Consider the following 733-nt stretch of genomic DNA (forward strand, 5'->3'; position numbering starts at 1 on the left):
GGTGGAAGCTGCCCAGGACGCCGGCTACCGGCACATCGATACCGCGGCGGCTTACGGCAATGAAGCCAGCGTGGGCCGGGCCATCAAGAAGAGCGGGATCAAGCGCGCGGACTTGTTCGTGACCAGCAAGCTCTTCAATGATTCCCACAGCTACGAGGGGGCAAAAAAGGCGATCGATGCCAGCCTGCTGAAGCTGGACACTGACTACCTGGACCTGTATCTGATCCACTGGCCAAATCCAGTGGCCATCAGGGACCACTGGGAAGAGGGCAACGCTGAAGCCTGGCGGGCCATGGAAGAGGCGGTCCGGGCCGGCAAGATCCGGGCGATCGGGATCTCCAACTTCCGCCGCCACCACATTGAAGCCCTTTTGAAGACGGCGGAAATCAAGCCGGTGGTCAACCAGATCTGCCTGAACCCGAATGACCTGCAGGAAGAAGTCACGGCGGCCAACAAGGAATACGGCCTTTTGAGCGAGGCCTACAGTCCGCTGGGCACGGGCGGACTTCTGGGCAACGAGACCATCAAGGCAGTCGGGGCCAAATACGGCAAGTCCAGCGCCCAGGTGCTGATCCGCTGGTCTCTGCAGCACGGCTTCCTGCCGCTGCCGAAGTCGGTTCACCCGGACTACATCAAGGCCAATGCTGACGTCTTCGACTTTGAACTGGCTGACGACGACATGGCCAAGCTGGACGGCCTGCAGGGAATCGGCCAGCCAGTCCTGGATCCGGAC

1 protein-coding gene is annotated in these 733 nt (G+C 61.4%); it reads left to right on the forward strand.

The annotated features are described in order from the left end of the window. A partial coding sequence (locus tag lacNas_RS13465; protein ID WP_201346948.1) for an aldo/keto reductase occupies positions 1–733 on the forward strand: 733 nt, incomplete at both ends.

The sequence above is a fragment of the Lactobacillus nasalidis genome (assembly GCF_016587775.1).
Taxonomy (GTDB): Bacteria; Bacillota; Bacilli; order Lactobacillales; family Lactobacillaceae; genus Lactobacillus; species Lactobacillus nasalidis.